The sequence below is a fragment of the Hyphomicrobiales bacterium genome, assembly GCA_039973685.1.
GTDB lineage: Bacteria > Pseudomonadota > Alphaproteobacteria > Rhizobiales > JACESI01 > JACESI01.
In genome coordinates this window covers 26,774-48,134 of sequence record JBDWKL010000003.1, presented here as the reverse complement: position 1 = coordinate 48,134, position 21,361 = coordinate 26,774, and the positions used below count along the sequence as shown (strand labels likewise).

General features: G+C 49.3%; 20 protein-coding genes. 9 read left to right on the top strand and 11 right to left on the bottom strand.

Features of this window, described 5'->3' with window-relative positions:
• Positions 1–2: 2 nt before the first annotated feature.
• From sdhC to ABJO30_00565, 4 genes are all read right to left on the bottom strand, one after another.
• Positions 3–344 carry a succinate dehydrogenase, cytochrome b556 subunit gene (gene sdhC, locus ABJO30_00580; protein ID MEP3231303.1) on the bottom strand — a complete coding sequence of 114 codons (342 nt, stop codon included), beginning with the start codon at positions 342–344 and terminating at the stop codon, positions 3–5.
• Positions 341–673, bottom strand: a complete 333-nt coding sequence (locus tag ABJO30_00575) for a succinate dehydrogenase (protein MEP3231302.1) — start codon at positions 671–673, stop codon at positions 341–343. Before ABJO30_00575 ends, sdhC begins: the two co-directional genes overlap by 4 nt.
• Positions 673–1,386, bottom strand: a complete 714-nt coding sequence (locus tag ABJO30_00570) for a 2Fe-2S iron-sulfur cluster-binding protein (protein ID MEP3231301.1) — start codon at positions 1,384–1,386, stop codon at positions 673–675. The genes ABJO30_00575 and ABJO30_00570 overlap by 1 nt, the downstream gene beginning before the upstream one ends.
• Positions 1,387–1,490: 104 nt before the next feature.
• Positions 1,491–2,783, bottom strand: coding sequence for an FAD-binding oxidoreductase (locus ABJO30_00565; GenBank protein ID MEP3231300.1), 1,293 nt, complete (start codon positions 2,781–2,783; stop codon positions 1,491–1,493).
• 39 nt (positions 2,784–2,822) lie between these two features.
• Here ABJO30_00565 and ABJO30_00560 point away from each other — a divergent pair, with 39 nt between their 5' ends.
• From ABJO30_00560 to ABJO30_00550, 3 genes are all read left to right on the top strand, one after another.
• Entirely contained in the window at positions 2,823–3,035 is a 213-nt protein-coding gene (locus ABJO30_00560; GenBank protein ID MEP3231299.1) for a hypothetical protein, read from the top strand.
• 11 nt (positions 3,036–3,046) lie between these two features.
• Positions 3,047–3,232 (top strand): hypothetical protein, encoded by a 186-nt coding sequence (locus ABJO30_00555; protein MEP3231298.1) that lies wholly within the window; start codon positions 3,047–3,049, stop codon positions 3,230–3,232.
• Between the two features lie 134 nt (positions 3,233–3,366).
• Positions 3,367–4,047 (top strand): hypothetical protein, encoded by a 681-nt coding sequence (locus ABJO30_00550; GenBank protein MEP3231297.1) that lies wholly within the window; start codon positions 3,367–3,369, stop codon positions 4,045–4,047.
• 163 nt (positions 4,048–4,210) lie between these two features.
• Here the strand turns inward: ABJO30_00550 and ABJO30_00545 are convergent, their stop codons facing one another.
• The 7 genes from ABJO30_00545 to ABJO30_00515 all read right to left on the bottom strand — a co-directional run bounded on the left by ABJO30_00545 (position 4,211) and on the right by ABJO30_00515 (position 12,605).
• The gene (locus ABJO30_00545; GenBank protein ID MEP3231296.1) at positions 4,211–5,278 is read right to left on the bottom strand and encodes an ATP-binding cassette domain-containing protein; all 1,068 of its coding nucleotides are present in this window, start codon (positions 5,276–5,278) and stop codon (positions 4,211–4,213) included.
• Between the two features lie 11 nt (positions 5,279–5,289).
• Positions 5,290–6,318 (bottom strand): ABC transporter permease subunit, encoded by a 1,029-nt coding sequence (locus tag ABJO30_00540; protein ID MEP3231295.1) that lies wholly within the window; start codon positions 6,316–6,318, stop codon positions 5,290–5,292.
• Positions 6,319–6,392: 74 nt separating this feature from the next.
• Complete coding sequence (locus ABJO30_00535) at positions 6,393–7,382, bottom strand: ABC transporter substrate-binding protein (protein ID MEP3231294.1); 990 nt, start codon at positions 7,380–7,382, stop codon at positions 6,393–6,395.
• A 284-nt stretch (positions 7,383–7,666) separates the two neighbouring features.
• Entirely contained in the window at positions 7,667–9,010 is a 1,344-nt protein-coding gene (locus ABJO30_00530) for an ABC transporter permease subunit (protein MEP3231293.1), read from the bottom strand.
• A gap of 9 nt (positions 9,011–9,019) precedes the next feature.
• A complete protein-coding gene (locus ABJO30_00525) occupies positions 9,020–9,826 on the bottom strand; it encodes an ABC transporter ATP-binding protein (protein ID MEP3231292.1) in 807 nt (268 codons plus the stop codon).
• A gap of 71 nt (positions 9,827–9,897) precedes the next feature.
• Entirely contained in the window at positions 9,898–10,902 is a 1,005-nt protein-coding gene (locus ABJO30_00520) for an ABC transporter substrate-binding protein (GenBank protein ID MEP3231291.1), read from the bottom strand.
• A 212-nt stretch (positions 10,903–11,114) separates the two neighbouring features.
• Positions 11,115–12,605: a PLP-dependent aminotransferase family protein gene (locus tag ABJO30_00515; GenBank protein MEP3231290.1), complete on the bottom strand. Its 1,491-nt coding sequence runs from the start codon at positions 12,603–12,605 to the stop codon at positions 11,115–11,117.
• Between the two features lie 198 nt (positions 12,606–12,803).
• Between ABJO30_00515 and ABJO30_00510 the strand changes: the two genes are divergently transcribed.
• From ABJO30_00510 to ABJO30_00485, 6 genes are read left to right on the top strand one after another with little or no spacing between them, the layout of a single operon-like run.
• Positions 12,804–13,385 (top strand): XRE family transcriptional regulator, encoded by a 582-nt coding sequence (locus ABJO30_00510; GenBank protein MEP3231289.1) that lies wholly within the window; start codon positions 12,804–12,806, stop codon positions 13,383–13,385.
• A 39-nt stretch (positions 13,386–13,424) separates the two neighbouring features.
• Positions 13,425–15,875 (top strand): FAD-dependent oxidoreductase, encoded by a 2,451-nt coding sequence (locus ABJO30_00505; protein MEP3231288.1) that lies wholly within the window; start codon positions 13,425–13,427, stop codon positions 15,873–15,875.
• Between the two features lie 3 nt (positions 15,876–15,878).
• Positions 15,879–16,781: a homocysteine S-methyltransferase family protein gene (locus ABJO30_00500; protein ID MEP3231287.1), complete on the top strand. Its 903-nt coding sequence runs from the start codon at positions 15,879–15,881 to the stop codon at positions 16,779–16,781.
• A 2-nt stretch (positions 16,782–16,783) separates the two neighbouring features.
• Positions 16,784–17,245 (top strand): pyridoxamine 5'-phosphate oxidase family protein, encoded by a 462-nt coding sequence (locus ABJO30_00495; GenBank protein ID MEP3231286.1) that lies wholly within the window; start codon positions 16,784–16,786, stop codon positions 17,243–17,245.
• Positions 17,242–19,689 (top strand): FAD-dependent oxidoreductase, encoded by a 2,448-nt coding sequence (locus ABJO30_00490; protein MEP3231285.1) that lies wholly within the window; start codon positions 17,242–17,244, stop codon positions 19,687–19,689. The genes ABJO30_00495 and ABJO30_00490 overlap by 4 nt, the downstream gene beginning before the upstream one ends.
• A 31-nt stretch (positions 19,690–19,720) precedes the next feature.
• A complete protein-coding gene (locus ABJO30_00485) occupies positions 19,721–21,253 on the top strand; it encodes a trimethylamine methyltransferase family protein (GenBank protein MEP3231284.1) in 1,533 nt (510 codons plus the stop codon).
• The last annotated feature ends 108 nt before the right edge of the window (positions 21,254–21,361 follow it).

Below are 21,361 nucleotides of genomic sequence, written 5' to 3'. Positions count from 1 at the left end.
GCCTACACCGCCTGCAAGAAAAAGAGGCCAGAAATAAACAACGACACCCCAACGCTAAAGGCGGCCAAGGTTTTCTGTCTGGGCGACCAAGGTAAAAATTCAAACGCCATCAAACGAAGCCCGCCGAAGATGTGAACGGCGAGCAAGAAGACCAAGCCGAACTCTGCGAACTTGACCAAGGGCAGTTCTGCCCAAGATAGAAACCCATCAAGTTTTTCAGGTGACGTGAGCGCATAAGAAAGCACCCAGAAATGAAACGGCAAAAACAGCGCTAAGGCGACACCAGAAATGCGGTGCAATAGAAAAGCCAGATAAAGCGGTTGTTGGCGGTGTGGTCTGATCATAACGCCGTCACCGCATAAACGGCGTTGATGCCAAGCGAGAACAGCAATAACCCGAGTGCGCCCGTCAATATATCGAGCGGTCGCCCCTTAAGGCCAAGATATTCATGGATGACCACCCGCAGGCCAATCGCTGCATGGATGGAGACGGCAACGACGAAGGTGCCGTAAAAGATCGCCCATGCCATGCTGCCCTGTGTTCTCGACAATATTTCGCCAGCCGATAAACCGCCCTGCACCGCATAGATCATCACTGCTATATGACCAAGAACCAGCGGTGCCATGATCAGAGCTGAGAGGCGTTGCAGCATGTAAAGACGCACGCCAAGCATTAATCCCGCCCCCGTTTAAAGAACGATGAAACAGTCGCCCGCTTGAGGCCAGCAATCGCCGCCATTGGGTCTAGCTCATTGGGACAGTAGTGCGTGCAATTACCGTGTGAATGGCAGGTGTGGCACCCTCCACTCTTTGACACGGCCTCCAAGATTGCTGATTGGTCAGCATCTTTGGCATCGTTATAAAGCGTCCATGCCCGTTGTAGCGCTGCTGGTCCTAGATAGTCAGGGTTATTCGTCACTGTATCGCAAGCAGCATAACAGACCGCGCAGTTGATGCACTCAATCCCTTTACTCGCCTCTTCGCGCGCGCTTGACGTTGGGTCGATCGGATCAATCGGATCATGGCGGGTGGTTGAAGCATGAAACACCGCTTCGGCCTCACCCCATTTGTCAAAGAACGGGTCGAGATCAGCGGCGAGGTCTTTGATCACAGGCAGGTTGCGCAAAGGGGCTATTTCTAAGTGACCAGCCTTGGCGACCTTGTCCACATGGGTGCGACACGTCCAGCGTGGTTCGCCGTTCACCATCATGGCGCAAGAGCCGCACATGCCGACACGGCAGGCATAGCGATAGGAAAGCGACGGCTCAACGTTTTGTTGCACCCACGCCACCACATCTAAGATAGTCTGGCTTGCCTGCTTCGGCACCTCATAAGCAACCAGCGCCCCGCCCTTAGGGCCACCGCGCCAAATTTTGACTGACAACATGTTCTGTTCGTTCGCCAAAGCTTACTGCTTACCTCGATTTACAATAGGCCGATGGTTTCAGGAAGTCCGCCGAGTTACAAGGGCAGAAATAATAAAGCGCTCTGTCAAAACCGTTCAAAACGAAACGGACTTGCATCAACACACGGCGTTTCATCGCAGACAATTTCAGCCATAAGCTTACCCGCCGCTGGACCAAGACCGAAGCCGTGACCTGAAAAGCCTGTCGCCATATAGAAATTCGGTTCGCTTTCAACGGCTGAAATTACGGGAACAGCATCTGGCACTACATCAATGCCACCTGCCCAGCGTTCCGCGATTGTCGCTTGTTTAAACGCTGGTATCGCCTGACATAGCGAAGCGAACGCCTCATCAAGCAAAGCGTTATTGGGCTTGGGGTCATAGGTGCGGCACGCCTCAAAGGGAGACATTTCATCCACGCCCCAATGTTTTGGCGCCTTAAATTCTTCAATAAAGCGCCGCCCAAACCGCAACTTTAAATCTTGAATATCCGTTTTCATCAAATCAAAGAAATCTGGCAGTAGCTTGAAACTATCTGGAACGATGTCAGCGACGGAGTAGGTTTTGTGCGCAATGGTAAAGCCGCCGTCCAATCGTTTTCTTACGGCAAACTTCTTTCCCCCCATAGAATGAGGAACATCAACGTCCAGCTCGTTCGTGCGCATTACGGAATTGACGACCGTTAGTTGTGGCAGGCGCAAGCCGATATTGGTGCAAAATTTTCGCGACCACATGCCACCAGCAAGCACCACTTTGTCGCAAGCAATTTCGCCGCGCTCCGTTATCACCCCGCTGATTTTACCAGCAGTCCGATCAATACCTCTTACCGCGCATTGTTGGAAGATTTGAACACCCAATCGCTGTGCGGCCCTTGCCATTGCCGGAACAGCCAGTTGTGGCTCTGCACGGCCATCGTCTGGCGTATATAGCCCGCCACGCCAATTTGCATTTGTGATATTAGCGCGCCTGCCCGCCTCTTCGCCGTCAATTAGACTAGAGGAAAGGCCGTAAAGATCGCCGTTTTTCTGCATCCAATCAGATCGTGCAGCTAACTCTTTCTCGCTCTCGCACAAATACAATATGCCACATTCGCGAAAACCAACCTCTTCACCAAGGCGCTGTCGCATTTGCCGCCAAAGGTTCAGCGATACCTGTATCAGGGGTAACTCACGCGGATCACGCCCCATCTGTCGGCACCAGCCCCAGTTACGGCTCGACTGCTCGCCCGCAACTATGCCTTTTTCGCAGATAACAACGTGAAGACCACGCTCCGCTAATTCCAGCGCCGTCGTCACACCCGCAATACCCGCGCCAATCACCACCACATCGCAGCGCTGGGGCAGATCAAGATCACTTTGAACCGCAGTTGGTTGAGGCATAATTTCGAACTCAATTGTTTTGCAAGCAAATCAGCGCTCGTGGCTGATAAGCGTGCAATGCGCCATTTTCCTAAATCTATTGAACAACTTAAAAACCCATTCGCCAAGCGCTATCGCCTGCAACAAGGACTGGTAAACAAAAAGCCAATTTCAGTTCACCGATTTGAGCGTTTGTTTCAGTCAAATATTGAAGTGTTGCTGTTATTGTCTTCTCAGATAAGCGCTGGGCTTATTAAATTGGGCAAATATTGAAGGTGGCACTCATGCAAGAATTCTTGGCTTACAATTTCAACGGCATTCCTCTTGTTTTTTGGGGCTTCATGGTAGCACTCATTCTTGCTATGCATTGCATGGCTCGCGCCTCGCTGAAAGAACAAACTCCTGCTATCGATAGCAATGAAGAAGCGATTGCAATTCCTCAACCAACCAGCGATGTCGCGATTGGATAACTTGCTGACGCAACTTACGTTTATCTCGTTTAAATAAGTAAATTAGAGGCAATTGAATTTGCCACCTCTCCCTACGCAAGCTAGTGTTTCCAAGAAATATTGGATGGCCGTGATAGAACTGGGGGGTAGCAATCATGGAAGATATACTTGGGCTTTTTGCTCAACCAGGCTCTCTGGTTATTGGCGCTGGCGCTTGTTATGTACTTGGCTTACTTTTTAAAAATCAAATCATTCTTCGGATTCTAATTCTCATAGGTACCGGCCTTTACATTGGCTATTACTACCTTGCCGCCGCTGAACCTCTTTGGGGTGCAATTTACACATCTGTTTTGATTGGCATTGCCAATATCATCGGCTTTATCAACCTACTTATCAGCCAATCGCCAAGGTTCATTGCTGCTGGACAAATGGACCTTTATAATATGTTGGGCGGTATGGAGCCGGGCAATTTTCGCAAGCTCATGAAAACGGGGCACCGCCGTATATTAGACAGCGACGAACAATTAACCGTCCAAGGCACGGTGCCCGAAAAGCTATTTTATATTCTTTCTGGAGAAGTCATCATCGATAAAGATGGCAATAAGTTCAACGCTGGTCCGCGCATCTTTGTCGGCGAAATTTCGATAATTCTAGGCACTGCTGCCTCTGCAAGTGCCTTTCTCGCAAAGGGCGCAGAAATTGTCGAATGGGATAGAAATGCGCTGTTTAAGGAAATGGCTGCTAAAGATAGTTTTCGTGTCGCGGTAGAGGCGATAATCGGCAAAGACATGGCGCAAAAAGTGGCGGCTAGCTCTATCACCACTCACAAAGTTTAGCCTTAGTCGATTTGTTTAGCTCAGTTTCATAAAATTTCGCACGTCGCTGAATGCCAGAGTAGGCAAATACTATTCAATAAAAAAGGGGCTTTCAGTACAACACTGAAAGCCCCTTTTCTTTGCAATAGATGAGACGGCGAAACAGGTCTTCGCCACCTTTAGCTTAGGACGTCACAGTCCCGCGAACACCAGATTCAGAGGCCACACGCGGCACGAGCGCTTTAACCAGCACCTTCATATCGAGCAAACCAACTGCTTCTCCATCTCTGGTAACAAGATAGGTTTTGGTTGTATCACCTTCAGACATGCCAATTAGCGTTTCTAGGCTTTCATTAAAGTCGACCTCACCCGCAGTCTTCGGCATTTTGCCTTCAAGCGGCTTCATCACTGAACGAACCTTCAACACACGTGCGCGGTTAATATCGCTCACGAAATCCTCGATGTATGGATCATTCGGATTAAGTAGAATGTGCTGCGGCTCACCTTGCTGTACCACATAACCATCTTTCAAAATCACCAGATGATCAGCAAGCTTCAAGGCTTCGTCCAAATCGTGCGTAATGAAGACGATGGTTTTGTTGAGCTCTTGTTGAAGCTCCAACAACAGGTCTTGCATGTCCGTGCGGATCAACGGATCAAGCGCGGAAAACGCCTCATCCATCAACATAACTTCAGAGTTTGACGTCAACGCACGGGCGATACCCACGCGCTGTTGCATACCACCAGAAAGCTGATGCGGGTAATGGCCCGCAAAGCCGTTAAGCCCCACGCGGTTAAGCCACTTATTGCCTTCTGTGTCTGCAAGCTCTTCACTTTCACCACGCACCCGCAACGCCGTACCAGCGTTTTGAAGCACAGTGCGGTGTGGCAAAAGCGCGAATTTTTGAAACACCATCGACATGCGCGTTTGGCGCATATCACGCAGCGTTTCAGAATCGTACTTCAGCACATCATCATCACCAAAGATGACCTCACCTGCAGTCGGGTCGATCAGGCGATTAAGGTGGCGGATCAAGGTTGATTTACCAGAGCCAGAAAGCCCCATAATCACCGTGATTTCGCCTTCTCGCATATCAACATTGATGTCTTGAAGACCAAGAACATGGCCTGTTTTATCAAGCAGCTCCGGTTTACCCATACCATTTTTCACATGGGCAAGCGCAGACTGAGGGTCGTTACCAAAAATCTTATAAAGATTTTTGATCGAGATTTTGATTGGATTATCACTCATTACTCTATCCCTTAACCCTGAGCTGCATTGATACGGCTCAATGATGCTTTACTGACGCGATCAAGGATCACAGCCAACAACACGATACAGAAACCAGCAATCAGACCGACGCCCAATTCAAGGTTGCGAATACCGCGAAGAACCAGAACGCCCAGACCAGGTGCAGAAACGAGTGACGCAATCACCACCATCGCAAGCGACATCATAATTGTCTGGTTGATACCAGCCATGATGTTTGGAAGCGCGAGTGGGATTTCAACACCGAATAGCTTTTGACGGCTCGACATGCCGAACGCGTCAGCAGCCTCAATCACGTCTTTATCGACCAATCGAATACCCAAATCCGTCAAGCGGATCACTGGCACAATGGCATAAAGAATAATCGCAATACCGTAGAGCTTGGATTCTGTTACTGAGAACAGGAAGATCAACGGGATCAAATACACGAAAGTCGGTAGCGTTTGCAGCATATCCAAAACGGGGATATTAGCGCGCTGGAACCAATCATATTTAGACATTGCAATACCAATCGGCACGCCAAGTAGCACGCTGATGAAAGTACAGACCGCAATAATCGAGAGGGTTTGCACCGCGAATGAGTAGTGATCAATGAAACCAAAAAAGAGGAAGCAGATCGCAACAAAGGCAGTCACAAGCACAGAACGCGACGCATAATAGCTAAGCGCGAGAATGAGAATGATCAGGAGCCACCAAGGCATCCCGACGAAGAAAGACAGCGAATAATCGAGAATAAAGCTGAGCGGTTGAGTCAGCGGGTCAAGCACGAATTTCAGCTTGTCTTTAATATCAAGAAAGGCGTTCGCAACGCCTTCAGTCATATCGCGCGTACGCGGTATCGCACCGCATGCTTTATTCAAATTATCAAGCGAAGGGAATGGAACATCCCACCAAGGTGTTTCTTCAACGCCACCTTTTGCTTTTGCGAGTAGCTCGGCCATCGTCATCGGGCCGTCTGTTTTTCCTGCGCCACACCAGCCGCGAAGTCCAAAGGTGTCAAAAAAACCATCAAATGTTGCCATTTGGTCTTATCCCCCAAGTTTGAGTTACAAAAAAAACGGGCATCCAAAGGGATGCCCGTTTAATATCTAGGTTATTAGCCGTTCAATAGAGCAGCCAATTTACCTTTAGCTTCATCATTGAGCCAACCGCTCCAAGCATCTTTGTACTTGTTGAGGAAGTATACAGCTGCTTCGTCAGCAGAAGCTTTGTTGTCTTCTTGCCATGCAAGCACTTCACCCATTTGAGCGTTTGTGAATGAAACATTAGACATCAAAGCTGCGATGTCTGGGTTTGATTCTTTAAACGCTGTTGTTGTGAATGTGATCACTTCAGATGGTGGGTAAGCAGAAGCACCAGGTGTTGCACAATCGTCTTTGGTGTTACAAGTGTGTGCGTCTGCTACGTGTGGGCCAATGTCCACAGCTGTCATTGGGTATTTACCAAGAACAGATGTTGGCGCCCAGTAGTAACCAAACCAAGGAGCTTTATCTGAGTAAGCAGCAGCGATTGAAGTCGCCATTGTTTCACCAGAACCGTGGTCAAAAATTTCAAGACCTTTTACGTCACGCAAGCCACGTGCTGTGATGTTGTTATCATTGATAACACGACAACCCCAACCAACTGGACAGTTGTGGAATTTACCACCAACAAGCTCAGGGTTCGCCAAAATACCTTCTAGCGTTGCAAGCTCTGGGTGCTTTTCGATTAGGTAATCTGGAACGAACCAAGCTTCTACGCCACCGTCAGAAAGAACGTCAGCAAGTTTAACAACTTTGCCTTCTGCTTCTAGCTCTTTGTAGACAGGAGCTGAGTTGATCCAAAGCTCTGTTACGATGTCTGGCTTGCCAGTTTCAGCAACTGAAGTTACTGCCGGAAGCGTTGCAGACGGAACTTTAGTCACTGCACAGCCGTAGCCTTGTTCCATGATGAACTTTGACACAGCTGTTACAACAGCTGATGAAGCCCAGTTCATTTCAGTGATTGTTACCTCACCACAAGCAGCTTCCGCTGATGTAGTTGAGACTGAGGTCATAAGCATTGCGCCAAAAGTAGCACCTGCAAGACCGAGAAGTGTTTTATGCATGTTGTTCTCCCAATTTAATGCACGACACATTGATGGTTTATACCAGCACCTACGCGCCATAAACACAAGGGTGCGACATCCAAAAATACGGTAATAGTTAAGTTTACACTAGGTTCCCGACTTTCAATGTCGCAAATGAAACATTGCCAACATTCACAATGGGATGATTAAAAACGACCTATAAAATCCATGGCCGAAATAGTTTCTCGGCCTTGTCTCCAAGCAGCCGACACCCATTAAAAAACAGGTCTCTCAGGCTTCATGTCTTTTTAAAAACGGGCGTCTTAGCCTTTGCCTTTCCAAGGGATCAAGCGCTTTTCAATGATACGCATCAGCACTTCGATACCAAAACCGATGATGCCGATAATCACGATACCGACGATGACAATGTCAGTAAGTTGGAACTTTGAAGCCGCGATAATCATCTTTCCGATACCCTTTTCAGCAGCCACCAATTCAGCCGCCACAACCGTGCCCCAACACACACCCATTGCAACACGGGCGCCTGTAAAAATATCTGGTAATGAATTTGGAATGATCACTCGAGATAATATCTGAGGCTTACTCGCTCCGAGTGAATAGGCCGCGTGCACCTTCGAAATATTGACACCCGACACACCCGAACGTGCAGCAATCGTCATGATCCACAAAGCCGCAAGGAAGAGCAGTGAGATTTTGCCCTGCTCGCCAATGCCAAACCAGATGATAACCAAAGGAATCAAGGCCAAAGGCGGCACTGGACGCATGAATTCAACAATCGGGTCGAACCACCCACGAAGCCAACCGTTAAGGCCCATGGCATAACCCAGCGGGATACCAAATAGACACCCAAGGCCAAAACCAATAAACACGCGCGCCAATGACCAGAATACATTCTCCCACAGTGAGACGTCCTGATAGCCTTCTGCATTCAACTGAAGGAAGGTCGACCACACTTTTTCAGGCGGAGGCAAAAACAACGCTTCCATTGTCATGCCTTCCCCAGGACGGATGGATAAGCTCCCACGTCTGGTAATGAATATCTCGCCAGCCTCAAAAGGAATAACCGTTTCACTCGTGACGGCGATGCCGTTGATCTCAGTGAGATGGTAGCCGTCTTCTTTGCCACCGTCATCATTGTTTTGAGCACGCAAAATCTTAGAACGACGCTCAATCATCATCACGGCGTCATCTTTGGCAAAACCTGCTGACGTATCATCCACCGTCAGTTTTTCAACCGGATCGCCTTGTTTGGAAACACGAATGGTAACCGTTGCTTTGTCTGTTTCACCAGCCGCATTTTTTGCGACATACTCAAACTGTGCGTCCCCTGTAAAAGGACCGGGCAAGCTAAACGGAAGAAGCTTTGATTCTGTGGCCAAGCCCCAAATGAAGAAGATCGCCAACACACCAAAGACAGAAGCTATGCGGTTTGCAACAACGGCACTTTCATCGCCAAAGGTGACAGTTTTTAAGCTACCAAACCCTTTTGCTTCTTTACCTTTTTTATAAAGGCCAAAGAGGAAAGAAAACACGGCGCTAAAAGCCAAAAAGATGATGAAAATCATCGCAATGCCTAAAATCATCCATAAAGACGTTCCTAGGGCACTTTGAACCTCGGAGATGAAGTCAGCTTCTAAAAAAAACATAAAAGTCCCCTAACCTGCACCTTCGGTGCGGCCCATGATTTCTTCTTCCATATCCCAGATCATGCCGAGAATTTCATCGCGCACTTCACCGAATTTCTCATGCTTTTTCACTTCACGAAGATCCGCATCGACCCCCATCTCAGCAAAAGGAAGATTGTATTCTTTGTGAACCCTGCCCGGACGTGGTGCCATCACCAACAGCCGTTCGCCAAGTAACAATGCTTCTTCTACCGAGTGCGTGATCAAGATGATGGTTTTGCCTGTCTCTTTCCAGAGTTTCAGCACCAGCCCTTGCATCTTCTCCCGCGTCAATGCGTCGAGCGCACCAAGCGGTTCATCCATCAAAATAACATCTGGCTCATTGGCAAGACAGCGGGCTAAAGCCACGCGCTGCTGCATTCCGCCTGAAAGCTCATAGATCGCTTTATCTTTAAAGTCTTGGAGGCCAACAACATTGAGCAGGTGATCAACGATCTCATTTGTCTCACGCTGGGGCATACCCTTCATTGAAGGACCAAAAGCAACATTTTTGCGCACGCTCATCCACTCAAACAGCGCCCCTTTTTGAAACACCATACCGCGTTCAGGACCTGGGCCAGAAACCTGCTGGCTGTTTAAGGAAATTGTCCCACTTGTCGGCGCTAAAAAGCCTGCCACAATATTCAAGAGCGTCGTCTTACCGCACCCTGACGGGCCAAGGACAGAAAGCAACTCACCTTCTTTGATGTTGAGGTTTATGTCTTGCAAAGCTTGAACGGCATCACCATTCGGCAATTCAAAACGCATGGAAATATCTTCGATAAGTAATCCGGACATTGCGTCCCCCGCATCAAGATAAGAAAACAGCCCGAACTACAGGTAATTCGGGCTGTGATTTAGTTTTTAACTTAGAGCTTTGAAGCAGCTTCAAGGTAGCTTGAGTTTACAAGTGCATTGTAATCACTAAGCGCTTTGATTTTGCCGCCTTCTTCCAAAGACTTTGCACCTGCAGCCAAGAATGTAGCAACACCGCCGCCCATCCATTTGTCAGATAGCTGCTCTTCAACTGTTGGGAAGACGAATGTACCGATCACAGCTTTCGTACCTTCAGCATCCATACCAGCAGCTTTACCAATCGCTGCCATCATCGGCGCTGAATCTTTTGCGTATTTTGCATTCATGTCAGCAGTGATTTTTAGGAACTTAGCAAGGATCTCTGGGTTTTCTTCACCAAAAGACGTTGGAACAGATGTTACGTCGAACACTTTGCCAACAACTGCTTCTTTTTCAGCACCTTCGATAATTGGGTTACCATGCTGCTTCATTGTACGAAGCGCGCCACCCCAACCACAGGCCATTGCAAGGTCTGAGTTTGGTTGTGAGAAAGCTGCAGCTGAGTCAGATGGAGCCATATCAACGATTGTCAAATCTGATTCTGAAATGCCGAAATGCTTCATTTGAGCCAAGAAGCCAGAATGAGCAGCAGTACCAAGCGGCACAGCAACGCGCTTGCCTTTAAGGTCAGCTACATTGTCTTTTGAAATTTCAAGCTCTGAACGAACAACACAGTTATCATTGTCTGAGTAAGACACAGCAACGTCGACAACCTGTAGGTCTTGACCAGCAGCAGTTGCAACGAGGAACGGTGTAACACCTTGTGAGAATGAAATGTGTACGTCACCTGATGCCATCGCAGCAGACATGGCTGTACCAGCGTCGAAAGATACCCAGTTCACTTTTACACCAAGTTCTTTTTCATAAATTTTGTTTGCCTGTGCGAACTGGTTTGGTGTTGGCCACTCCAAGAAGTAAGCAACAGTCAGTTCATCAAGCGCTTTTGCTGGGTTTGCTGCAAGCATCATTGTTGCAGAAACGCCCATCGCCAAAGTCGCGGCTAATTTTTTGAAATTCATAGGATTTCCCTCTGTTCCCGATTGTCAATTCTCCCTGCCAAAGCGCGGCAAATATGATCCTGCGCTCTAGTCTGAATAAACAACACAACTATTTATAGGAAGTCGGTAGGTCCAAAAAGGCGAACCGCATGATACCAGTACGCTTTAAATCGCAAATATTTAATGCAGACGTTGTGCTCAACTGTGCCGCATATTGTTGAATTATCAGGAAGTTAGATTTCTGATGGGTTTTTACCAAGCATCTCTGCAGCAACTTCAGCAAGGATTGCAATGCCTGCGTCGATCTTGTCTTCGGGTATAGAGGAAAAGCCTAGCCTGAAATAATTTTTATGAGCTTCACCATCCCTAAAAAACACATCACCCCGCTCAATCACAACACCACGTTTTAACGCGGCCTCACTAAAGGCTCCAGCATCAAACCCTTCAGGTCCGCGACACCAAAACGATGTGCCGCCAAACACGGGTGCTTCTGCCCAACCAGAAAAATACGTATCAAGCGCCAAGGCCATTGCCTGCCAACGTTTATGATAGGCACGGTGCAAGCGGTTGATCAAAGCGTCATGCCCACCAAGCGCCAAGAACAGTGCGACCACCCGCTGATTGTTGCCGGGAGGATGACGCAAGACAAGACGACGAAGCGCGCGCAGTTCTGCGATCAGCTCAGCAGATGCCACCATAAAACCCATCCGCAAACCCGGCATGATAGATTTCGACAAGCTGCCCACATAGATCACACGACCAGATTGATCGAGTGACTTCAAAGCCGGTGTTGGTTCACCGCGATAATTGGTCTCATATTCATAGTCATCTTCAATAACAATGGCATCGGTCGCATTGGCCCACTCCAACAATTCCAACCGTCGCTCCATGCTCATGGTGATATTGGTCGGGAACTGATGGCTTGGTGTGGTGAAGACGATTTTGGAATCGCTCAATTGATCAACACGAATACCATGATTATCGATACCCACCGCCCGCACATCATTGGAACGCAACTCAAACATATTACGCTGATCAGGATAGCCGGGGTCTTCAAGAGCAACGGCTGTGTCTTCTTTAACAAGCAGACTGCACAGCAAAAACAAAGCGTTTTGCGCGCCCATTGTCACCAGAATTTCCTCTGGCTTGGCCATAACACCACGGCGCGTGAGAATGCGTTGTTGGATTTGTTCAAGCAGCATCGGGTCATCCGCATTAAACAGATCGTCTGTCCAAGCATCCAACCATTTCACGCTCATAGATTGGCGCATACAATCGCGCCATGAGCTGATCGGGAAAAGGCTTGAATCCACCTGCCCATAAATGAACGGATAAGGATAATCGTGCCAGTTTTTCGGCTTTACGATATTGGTTTGTGTTGCGGGAGAAATGCGAAGTTTGTTCGACCAATCAACCTTGGTCGGTGCTTCCGCAGGCATTACTGGTTTTGCGGTTTGCTGAACAACAGCAGCCCTTGCCTCCTCAGACACATAAAACCCAGAGCGCTCCTTGGCCACCAAATACCCATCGGCGGCAAGCGCTTGATAAGCAAGCATAACCGTGTTGCGAGACACTTTGAGCCGCTTCGCCATAACGCGAGTGGATGGAACGGGTGTGCGTGGCGGCAATTGGTCAGCAATCATCGCATCAACCAACATTTCCCTGATTTGCGCTTGGAGCGTCATCGGCTTTTCACGCTCAATGTGAAAAAGACTGTATCTCATGGCATCCCCTGACCGACCACTTAAATCACCACAACTACTTGCCACTATGTCACGAATTAGACGTTGGCACCATAGCGTTTTTATACTGGCACCAAGGACTACTCACTCATCGTGCGATGCGCTCTATGCGACAATTGGGCCTGTAAAGAGTCGCTTATATGAAATTATGCCCAAAAATTTCATTTTATACTCGTTTTCATGGAAGATATTCAAACCATTGCAAGCGAACGTCAGGCTGGTGTCGGCAAAGACATTCGCGCCCTACGCAAATCGCGCAATGTTACCCTTGCAGATATGGCTGAAACGCTGGACCGCTCAATTGGTTGGTTGAGCCAAGTAGAGCGCGGCCAAACAGAACCCGCCATTCCCGATCTTCGTAAAATAGCCCGTATTTTCGAAATTCCGATAAGCTTTTTCTTTCGCAATGAATTAGCCGACGAAAGCGAAAGCGGCTTAATTGTTCGTGCTCATTCGCGAGCAAAACTTGGATCGCGACAAGATGGATTGATCGAGGAGTTATTGTCTCCCAATCTATCTGGTGATTTTGAAATGATCCGTTCAGAATTCGAACCGCATTCAAAAAGCGAGCTGATAGCAGCACGGCCAACGCAAGAAGGTGGTTATTTGGTCTCAGGCGCCCTCACCTTATGGATTGGCGACAAGGCACATCACCTCTCAGGCGGTGACAGTTTTCAATTTCAAAATGAACAATACCGCTGGGAAAACAGCGGTGACGAACCGGCCATCGCTCTTTGGGTGATTTCCCCCCCTGTCTATTAAGGGGTTTATTAAAAGAAATACGTTGTTGGAGGAGTAACAATGGCAGATTTACCAACTCAAGCACGCGTCGTCATCATCGGTGGCGGTGTTGTCGGTGTGTCCAGTCTTTATCATTTGGCAAAAGCAGGTTGGACAGATTGCGTCTTACTGGAAAAGAACGAGCTAACGGCTGGTTCCACATGGCATGCTGCTGGTAACTGCCCGAACTTCTCTAATTCATGGGCTGTGTTGAACATGCAGCGTTACGGTCTGGAGATGTATCGCACACTCGCCGATGACGTTAATTATCCAATGAACTACCACGTCACAGGCTCAGTCCGCCTCGCCCACTCTATGGAGCGTATGCAGGAATTTGAACGTGTTGCAGGCATGGGCCGCGCTCAAGGGCTTGATCTTAAAGTTTGCACGCCGCAAGAGCTTAAAGGAATCAATCCATTCATCGAGCTTCATGACCTTGAAGGTGGCCTTTGGGATCCGCTTGATGGTGACATTGACCCCGCGCAGCTAACGCAAGCAATGGCTAAAGGCGCCCGCGACATGGGCCAGAAAATCATTCGTTTTTGTCCATCAACAGGCGTCTCGCGTGATGGTGACGAATGGGTCGTCCATACAGACAAAGGCGATATTCGTTGTGAGTTTGTTGTCAATGCAGCAGGCTATTATGCGCAGCGCGTTGGCGAATGGTTCAAACCCTTTGGCGGGCGCACAGTACCGATGGTCACTATGAGCCACCAATATATGCTCTCAGGTGAAATTCCCGAATTGGAAGCATGGACCAAGGAACAAGGCCACAAAATGCCTTTGATCCGCGATGTCGATATTTCTTATTACTTGCGCCAAGATAAAAATGGCCTCAACCTCGGCCCTTATGAGCGCAACTGTAAGGCCCATTGGGTAAGCCCAGAAGATCCGCTGCCCGATGACTTCTCCTTCCAACTTTACCCAGATGATCTCGATCGCCTAGAATTCTACATGGAAGACGCTATGGCGCGTTGCCCGCTTCTGGGGACACAAGGCATTGAGCGCGTTATCAACGGCCCAATCCCTTACGCGCCCGATGGCCTGCCACTTATTGGCCCAATGCCGGGTGTTAAAAATGCATTTGAAGCTCATTGCTTTACATTCGGCATCGCCCAAGGTGGCGGCGCGGGTAAGGTCTTGGCTGAGTGGATCACTGAAGGTGCGACCGAATGGGATATGTGGGCCGTCGACCCTCGTCGCTACACAGATTACTGTGATCATGATCACTGCACGCAAAAAGCAATGGAAACTTATGGCCACGAATATGCCATGCATTTCCCGCACCATGAATGGCCAGCAGGACGCGATAAGAAGCTCTCAGCTAATCACGCAAAGCTCTTAGAGCTTGGCGGCCAAATGGGCGCTTACAATGGTTGGGAACGTGCCAACTGGTTTGCCAAAGATGGCGATGATACATCTGAAGAAGCAACGCAAACATGGAACCGCAAAGGCCCGTGGGAACCACGTATTCGCGAAGAATGCGAAGCCGTGCGTGATCATTGCGGCGTGCTCGATATGCCGGGCTTCTCTCGCTATGTGTTAAAAGGCGAAGGCGCGGCGGAATGGTTGCGCGGTATGGTAACAGGTGGCCTGCCAAAAGTGGGTCGACTAAACCTTGGCTACTTCGCAGACCATCGCGGGCGCATCGTGACGGAAATGTCCGTTATGCGCCACGGCGATGACCTCTTCACCTTGATGACGGCAGCGGTTGCGCAATGGCACGACCTTGAGTGGTTGCAGAAGCATTTGCCCGATGATGGCTCCCTGTCCCTCACAGATCACACACTCGATTATGCGGTGCTTCTGGTCACAGGGCCAAAAGCACGCGATATCCTTGCACCGCTCACCGATGGTGATTTGTCCCTACCGTGGCTCACCCATCAAAAAGCAACCATCAACGGCATCACCGTCTTGCTGGCGCGAGTTTCCTTTGCTGGTGAACTCGGCTGGGAAATTCATGGTGCAACGGCAGATATGCCAGAGCTTTATGAGGCTGTGCTCGGTGCAGGTGCCACGCCATTTGGCATGTACGCCCTTAATTCCTTGCGCCTTGAAAAAGGCTACCGCACGTGGAAGGGCGACCTTTCAACGGATTACACCATGTTTGAAGGCGGCTTAGATCGGTTCATTAAGCTGGATAAAGAACAAGATTATCCAGGCAAACAAGCCTTGATGAGCGAGAAGCAGCAAGGGGCGAAGAAGCGCTTTGTTACGATGACCGTTGATCTTGAAGAATTCGACGCACCTTATATGTCGACCGTTTGGAGCGGCGATGAGGTTGTGGGCGAGATAACATCTGGTGGCTACGGTTATCGTGTTGATAAAGCGATTGCCTTGGGTATTGTCCGCAGTGATCTGGCAGAATCTGGCAACACTCTTGAAATCGAAGTTTACGGCAAGCGCCACAAAGCAGAAATTCAAGCTGATGAGCCGCTTTGGGATGCTGGCAACGAACGAATTAAAGGGTAACTAATGACGCGAAATATTGTTCTACTAGACGGCGGTATGGGCCAAGAGTTGCAGGCAAGAAGTGACGTTAAACCGACGCCGCTGTGGTCCGCTCAATTCCTGCTTGATAAACCAGACATCGTAGAAGGCGTCCATCGCGACTTTATCGAAGCTGGTGCAAAGGTTCTAACCCTAAGCTCTTATTCTGTGACACCAGAACGGCTTGAACGTGATGGCGATATTGCAGATTTCGAGCCGATGCAAAAACGCGCGCTCGATATTGCTGAGCGTGCCGTGTGTGGCAATAAAACCGTCACAGTTGCAGGTTGCTTACCGCCAATGATCGCAAGTTATCGGCCAGACCTCGCGCCCGCCTTTGACCAATGCGTTGCAACATACCAGAAAATCGTTGACGCCCAAAAAGAGCGCGTTGATATTTTCATCTGCGAAACAATGTCATCCATCAAAGAAGCTCGTTCTTCTTTAAAAGCAGCCAAGACCAGTAACAAGCCTGTTTGGGTTGCTCTCAGCGTTGACGATAAAAACCCCACGCTTCTGCGTTCAGGTGAAAAGCTTGCAGAAGCCCTCCTCGCCATGGAACAAGATAAAGCCGATGCCGTCCTAATAAATTGCTCAACACCAGAAGCAATCGATCAAGCCATGGAAACTTTGGCTGAAGGAATGCTACCGTTTGGCGCCTATGCCAATGGGTTCACAAAAATTGACGCCCTAAAACCTGGCGGGACAGTCGATACCCTCACCGCACGCGAAGACGTAACCCCAGATGCCTATGCCGACTTTGTCATGGGCTGGGTCGAAAAAGGCGCCACCATTGTTGGTGGCTGCTGCGAAGTTGGCCCCGCACATATCAGCGAAATTAACAACCGGCTCAAAGCGGCAGGTCACACCGTAACAGGGCAGTTCTAAACATGGCGAAAATTCCACAAAGCGCTCAGGACTTAATCGAAACCTTTCCGCTTGGCTTTGTGGCAACAGTCAACAAGGACGGGCATCCCAACTTGTCACCGAAAGGCACATTTATGGTGCTTGAAGATGACGTTATTGCCTTTGCAGAAATTCGCTCACCAAACACCATGGCGAACCTTGCCCATGAAGCTCATGTGGAAGTGAATTTCATCGACATTTGGAAGCGCAAAGGTGTTCGCATATTTGGGCCAGCAACTGTTGTTGAGAAAGATACAGAAGCCTTTGACATCCTTCTGCCGACTTGGGCAACACCCTTCCCCACACTGGCACCCCGCATAAACGCTATCGTTTTAATCAAGGCCGAGCGCGTCAAAGCCGTGACCACCCCGCCTTACGATGACGGGGCCACAGAACAAGAAATGATTGCCACCTACACAGCTAAATTCGCGGAGATATATTCATGAAGGCCCCGCCATCAAAAGCCCGTGTCGTCATTGTCGGCGGTGGCATTGCAGGATGTTCCGTTGCCTACCACCTTGCCAAACAAGGTTGGAAAGACATCGTTTTGTTAGAGCGCAAGCAACTGACATCAGGCACCACATGGCATGCCGCTGGTCTCATCGCACAGCTTCGCGCGTCCAAGAACATGACCAAGCTCGCTAAATATAGCCAAGAACTCTATGGCGAATTGGAAGCTGAAACGGGCGTTGCAACAGGGTTTCGCCGCTGTGGATCAATGACAGTCGCGCTGAACGACGAACGCAAAGAAGAAATTTTCCGCCAAGCCTCCATGGCCCGTGCGTTCGGTGTTGAAGTCGAAGAAATCTCACCAGCAGAAATCAAACAACGCTATGAGCATCTCAACATAGATGATGTGGTTGGCGGTGTTTATTTGCCAAAGGATGGCCAAGGCGACCCTGCGAATATCGCGCTCGCCCTTGCCAAAGGCGCACGGCTTAAAGGCGCTCAAGTGCTTGAAAACATCAAAGTCACCGCCATTCACAAAAAGGATGGACGGGTTACGGGTGTTGATTGGGCCAATGATAATGACCAAGGATCAATTGAAGCCGATTTTGTCGTCAATTGCGGCGGCATGTGGGGCCATGAAGTTGGCCGCATGGCGGGCGTCACCGTTCCCCTTCACGCTTGCGAGCATTTTTACATTGTAACGGAAAGCATTCCGGGCCTGACACAATTGCCAGTTCTGCGCGTTCCAGATGAATGTGCCTATTACAAAGAAGACGCTGGCAAAATTCTCGTTGGTGCCTTTGAACCTGTTTCCAAACCTTGGGGCATGAAGGGCATACCTGACGATTTCTGCTTTGATCAATTGCCGGAGGATTTCGACCACTTCGAGCCCATATTAGAAAAAGCCGTCAACCGTTTCCCGCAATTAGCTGAAACCGGCATTCATACGTTCTTCAATGGACCAGAAAGCTTCACGCCAGACGATGCCTACCACCTAGGCGAAGCGCCTAACCTCAAAAACTATTTCGTCTGTGCTGGCTTTAATTCAATCGGCATTCAATCATCTGGCGGTGCTGGCATGGCGTTGGCTTATTGGATGGAACACGGTCACCCACCGTTTGATGTGTCTGATGTGGACATTCGCCGGATGCAGCCGTTTCAGGGCAATAAGACATATTTGTTCGAACGCTCCAAGGAGACGCTCGGCCTACTCTACGCCGACCACTTCCCTTACCGCCAAATGGCAACCGCCCGTGGCGTGCGCCGTTCGCCCTTCTATCATTATTTGAAAGATGAAGGTGCAGTCTTCGGTGAAGTTGCTGGATGGGAGCGCGCGAATTGGTTTGCCAAAGAAGGGCAAAAGCCAGAATACGAATATTCATGGAAGCGCCAAAACTGGTTTGAAAATAACCGCGACGAGCACATGGCCGTGCGCACTAACGTCGGCATGTATGACATGAGTTCTTTCGGCAAAATCCACATTGAAGGACCAGACGCGGAAAAGTATCTCAATCATGTCTGCGGCAATGATGTTGCGGTTGAGACTGGCAAAATCGTCTACACACAATTCTTGAACGAGATGGGCGGCATTGAGGCTGATGTTACCGTCACACGCCTCTCTGACACTGCCTACATCATCGTCACGCCAGCAGCCACTGTCCAGCGTGAGCTTTATTGGTTGAACCGCCATAAGGGCGAACACAGCGTTGTTATTTTAGACGTCACATCGGGTGAAGGCGTTCTGGCCGTTATGGGGCCAAACGCGCGCAAGGTGCTCGAGATTGCCGCTCCCCATCATGATTGGTCAAATGACAACCATCCCTTCGGACAGGCCAGAGACATTGAGCTTGGCATGGGCCTCGCCCGTGCGCACCGTGTGACCTATGTGGGCGAACTTGGCTGGGAAATTTACGTCTCCACCGATATGGCAGCCCATGCTTATGAAACGTTGCGCGAAGCAGGCCGTGCCCACGACATAAAACTTTGCGGCATGCATATGATGGACAGCTGCCGGATTGAAAAAGGCTACCGCCACTTTGGTCACGACATTACAGGCGAAGATCATGTGACAGAAGCTGGTCTTGGTTTTGCAGCCAAAACGACCAAAGAGAACTTCATTGGTCGCGACGCGATCCTTCGCAAAAAGGAAGAAGGCCTCAACCTGCGTCTTGTGCAATTCATACTTCAAGACCCAGAGCCCCTGCTCTTCCATAACGAGCCTATCGTACGCGACGGAGAAATCGTCTCTTACATTACCTCAGGCAATTATGGTCACCATCTGGGTGCCGCAATTGGGATGGGATATGTCCCTTGTAAGGGCGAAACAATCGAACAAATGTTGTCATCTCACTATGAGATCGAAATTGCCGGAACACGGGTAAAGGCAACCGCATCATTGAAACCGCTTTATGATCCAAAATCAGAGCGGGTGAAAGTTTAAAGATACAGCTTGGCATTTCTGGGAGGAAACAATGGCGAGAGAATCTAGACGTTCAGGGGGGCGCTCAGCACGCATGGCAGCAAGGGCCGCAGCCTTGCCAGAAAATGTACGCCCAATCAGACCAGGCATGACAGGCGGCAATTATAAGCCCCTCACCGATGAAGGCATGAGCCGCATTAATGAGGCCGTTCTTGACGCGCTAGAGACCATCGGCCTTGCAGATGCTCCCCAATCTGGCATTGACGCCATGGTCGCAGCCGGAGCGATCTACGGTGATGATGGTCGCATCCGCTTTCCCCGTTCCCTCGTAGAAGACATGCTCGCCCTTACAAAACGCGATGTTGTGCTGCACGGGCGCGATCCAAAATATGATCTTGATCTATCAGGAAGCCGTGTTCATTTCGGCACAGCCGGTGCAGCCGTGAACATTGTCGATGTGGAAGGCAACACTTACCGTGACAGCACATCAAAAGATCTCCTAAACGCTGCTCAGCTGGTTGATGCGCTGGACAATATCCACTTCCTGCAACGCCCAATGGTTTGCCGCGATATTGAAGATAACTTTGAGATGGACATCAACACGCTTTATGCCTGCTGCGCTGGCACCAAAAAGCATGTAGGCACCAGCTTTTCTGACCCGTCACATGTTGAAGGTTGTATGGATCTTCTGCACACAATTGCGGGTGGTGAAGACAAATGGCGGGCTAAACCATTCGTTTCTAATTCTAATTGTTTCGTCGTTCCACCCATGAAGTTCGCAACGGAGAGTTGCGAAACAATGGAAAAATGCATCCGCGCCGGAATGCCTATGCTCTTGCTTTCTGCCGGACAAGCAGGCGCGACAGCCCCTGCTCCGCTTGCTGCAACCGTCGTTCAAGCCGTTGCCGAATGTTTGGCAGGGCTCGTTTACGTCAATGCTATTCAGCCAGGCTTTCCTGCTGTCTTCGGCACATGGCCATTTGTTGCTGATTTACGCTCAGGCTCTATGTCTGGCGGTTCTGGTGAACAAGCCCTATTAACGGCTGCTTGCGCTCAGATGCATCAATACTACGGCCTATGTGGTGGCGCAGCAGCTGGTATTTCAGACGCTAAGATGCCGGATATGCAAGCAGGTTGGGAACAAGCCATCTCCAACACGATGGCGGGCCTCTCAGGTCTTAACATGGTCTATGAATCTGTCGGCATGCACGCCTCGCTGCTTGGCTTTTGCTTGGAGTCACTCGTTCTCGGGGATGATATGCTTGGCCAAGTCATGCGCTGTGTTCGCGGCGTAGAAGTGACAGAAGACAACGTAAGCATTGAGACCATGAAGCAAGTCTGCCTTGATGGACCGGGCCATTACCTTGCCCACACCGAAACACTTTCTAAGATGCAAACAGAATACGTCTATCCAACGATTGCAGACCGCACTAGCCCGAAAGAATGGGCAGAAGTCGGCAAACCGAACCTCATTGAAGCAGCGTCAAACAAGGTTAGTCAAATATTGGAAGAAGCGAAAACTAAAAGATTAATTGATCCAGTAACCGATGTAAAAATACGTAAAGACTTCAAAATATATGTATAATTACTCATCAGCCAAATTATCGGCTTTAAAACATCAGAAATTCAATATTTTTTGCCGAATACTAGTAATCGCTATAATTGACCATCAATATTTAACCAAAAAGCAATA